General features: G+C 66.1%; 2 protein-coding genes. Both read right to left on the bottom strand.

Annotation, left to right across the window (positions count from 1 at the left end):
* The coding region (locus VAE46_RS06280; protein ID WP_322796068.1) for a hypothetical protein at nucleotides 1-800 on the bottom strand (800 nt) is incomplete at its 3' end.
* Between the two features lie 287 nt (nucleotides 801-1087).
* Nucleotides 1088-2677, bottom strand: coding sequence for a long-chain-fatty-acid--CoA ligase (locus VAE46_RS06275; protein WP_322796067.1), 1590 nt, complete (start codon nucleotides 2675-2677; stop codon nucleotides 1088-1090).
* Nucleotides 2678-2734 lie beyond the last annotated feature (57 nt).

Here is a 2734-nt window from a genome sequence, read left to right as displayed (position 1 = left end):
ACCGGCGCCAGCGCGATGTGCCGGAACTTGGTCAGCGCCATCAGCGTCAGCAGCCCGAAGGCCGCCACCACGTGGAACCACCACCACGCCACGTGGAAGTCCAGCAGTGTCTCCGGGCTCACCCCGCCCAGCGCCTTCGCCACCACGTAGCCCGCCGGCGACCAGCGCGACCAGTCTTCGTTCCCCGCCGGGATCTCGTCGCCGCCGAGCCGGAGGCCCTCCACGATGATGCCGCTGAACAGCACAAAGCCCAGCAGCCCCACGATGATCGCGTCTTCCGTCCCGCGCCGGTCCCAGGTCAGCTTCGAAGGCGGCGCAATGTACCGCCGGTAGACCGCCATCCCGATGCCAATCAGCCCGATCACGCCGAACACGTCGCCCACCAGCGAGTACACCAGGTACGTCGGGCCCGTCAGGAACAGGTGCTCCTCGCCCGTGCCGAAGATGATCGGCAGGTAGTCATCCAGCGCCAGCAGGATGGTCACGATCGTCAGCACCACGAAGCTGCTGTAGATGCAGCCGTGCATCACCCCCGCGAACCGGTCGTTCTTCACGCGGCTCGTCCCCGCCCCCAGCGTCAGCAGGTTCGTGATCCGCGCGCTCATCGATTGGTTCACGCGGTGCGGCTTGCCCAGCCGCCAGATGCGCGCCCGGAGCAGCAGCGCCCCGAAGATGACGGCCATCGAAATCGTGAAGACGAAGTACATCAGCCACGGCGTCTTGATGTTGAAGAACACCTCGCGCGAGGCGTCCGTCGTCCGGGCTGTTTCGAACGCCGAGATCGCCGCCAGGATCGCCACCGGGACGACGATCCCGCCCCAGCTGCCCCGCAGGCGCGTACCCTTCCGGCCTGCTCCCCCACTGCCGGTCTGTGAACCAATCGCCATACGAACCTAACCTGTTCCAGGGTTCTCAGGGGCCCGCGCGTTCGGCCGCACGCGCCCGGTGTAGCCGCATCCTACCCGAGCAGCACCTTCGGCGCGAACCCGATTCGCGCCCCCGAAGGGTGCCGCAAGTATCCCAAAAGCAGCGCCGCCCCGGGTGTCAGCCGGGGCGGCATCCAGCTTCGAACCAGGCGGTGCCCGGCTTACGCCTTCCCGGCCGGGATGTCGTTCGTTGGCGTCCCGTACAGCTTCCGCAGGTCCGTCTTCAGCACCTTGCCCATCACGTTCCGCGGCAGCTCATCCACGATCGCGATGTACTGCGGCGCCTTGAACGAAGCCAGCCGCGACTTCGCGTACGCCGTGATCTCCTCTGGCGTCACCGAAGCGCCCGGCTTCAGCACGATGACAGCCTTCACCACCTCGCCCCACTCGACATCCGGCACGCCGATGACCGCCGCCTCGTCCACCGAGGGGTGCTCCTCGAGCACGTTCTCGATCTCCCCGGGCGAGATGTTCTCCCCGCCGCGGATGATCAGGTCCTTCTTCCGGCCGGTGATGTACAGGTAGCCGCCCTCGTCCAGCTTGCCCACGTCGCCCGTGTGCAGCCAGCCGTCGATGATCGCGGTGCTCGTCGCGTCCTCCTGCTTGTAGTACCCCTTCATCACCCGCTCCGAGCGCACGCAAATCTCGCCCTCCTCGCCCGGAGGCAGCGGGCGGTTCCGCTCGTCCATAATCGCCAGCTCCACGTCCGGCATCGGCTTCCCCACCGAGCGGAGCCGCTGCTCCTTGATCTCCGTGTCCGTGCTCAGGTCGTGGTCCTCCGGCCCGAGGAACGTCAGCGTCGCGGTCGATTCCGTCTGCCCGTAGGCGTTGATCAGCCCGATGCCCTTCGGCGGGAAGATGTCGCACGCCTTGCGCACCACCTCGTACGGCATCGGCGCCGCGCCATAGGTGATCTGCTTCAGCGACGAAATGTCGTACGTGTCGAAGTCCGGCACCTCCATGATGCGCTTCAGCATCGTCGGCACCACAAACGCGTGCGTCGCCCGCTCCTGCTGCACCGCCTGCAGCCAGAGCTCGGGCTGGAACTGCGGCAGGATGACCAGCGTTCGCCCCATCCAAACCGCCAGCATCATCGAAGTCGCCCCGGCCACGTGGAAGAACGGCGCCGAAACGAGCAGCTTCTCATGCACCTCCGGGTCGGCCGGCGGCTGGTTCGTCACATACGCCGTCATGTCCTGGAAGGTCAGCTGCACACCCTTCGGCTGCGCCGTCGTCCCCGAGGTGAAGATGATGATCGTCGAATCCTTCTCGTCGATCTCCGTCCAGATCTCGTCTTCCGGCGCCGCGGCCAGCAGGTCCTCGTACCGCTCGTAGCCCGGAGCCGCCTCGCCCATGCTCACGAACGTCTGCACCGTGGTCAGCGTCGGCCGGATGCGCTCAACCAGCTCCCGGTAGCGGTCCGAAACGAACAGCACCTTCGTCTCGCTCACGTTGATCATGTACGTGAGCTCCTCGTCCTTCGCCCGGTAGTTCAGCGGCACGAAGGTCGCCCCCAGCATCGCCGTCGCGTAGTACGCGATGACGAAGTCCGAGCTGTTCACCGCCATAATCGCGACGTGGTCTCGCTGCTGAACCCCGAGCCCCTGCAGCGCATTCGCCAGCTTGCAGACCAGCGGGTACATCTCCGCATACAGGACCCGCTTCCCGCCGCCGTTGCCATCGAAATCGACCAGCGCCTCCCGGTCGGGCACGACCGACGACGTGATCTGCAGGAACTCAACCGTATTCATGCAATCTCCAGAACCGAAAACGTAGGAACACCCTTGCGGCCGCAGATTCTACCCGAA

Origin of the sequence: Tepidiforma sp., from assembly GCF_034433535.1 — a bacterium.
In the GTDB taxonomy this organism is placed as follows: domain Bacteria; phylum Chloroflexota; class Dehalococcoidia; order Tepidiformales; family Tepidiformaceae; genus Tepidiforma.
Note: the sequence above shows the minus strand (reverse complement) of the source record. Positions and strands in the feature narration are given on the sequence as shown.